This is a genomic window from Bacillus pretiosus, from assembly GCF_051294775.1.
Taxonomy (GTDB): Bacteria; Bacillota; Bacilli; order Bacillales; family Bacillaceae_G; genus Bacillus_A; species Bacillus_A wiedmannii.
In genome coordinates this window covers 1-281 of record NZ_JBPPHF010000604.1, presented here as the reverse complement: position 1 = coordinate 281, position 281 = coordinate 1, and the positions used below count along the sequence as shown (strand labels likewise).

Here is a 281-nt window from a genome sequence, read left to right as displayed (position 1 = left end):
GTACCAGACAGTACTCCAATTGCATAGCAATTGCCACCATTTCTCGCTAAATATAACTCAGTTGGTGTATCTCCAACGACGGCTACTTCACATGCTTCTAAATGAAACTTCTCACAAAAAGATTCTACAATTCTTTTATCTGGTTTTTGTGCCGGAAATGTATCTGAAGCTACAACATAATCAAAACAGGACTCTAATTGATATTGTTTCAAAAATAATTCTGTTGGTGCAAAATCATCAGCTGTCACAACACCTAAAATAAATCCTCTATCCTTTAAACC

1 protein-coding gene is annotated in these 281 nt (G+C 35.6%); it reads right to left on the bottom strand.

The annotated features are described in order from the left end of the window. Positions 1–281 (bottom strand): HAD family hydrolase (locus ACSG5Z_RS32345; protein WP_435712986.1); only part of this gene is annotated, 281 nt, incomplete at both ends.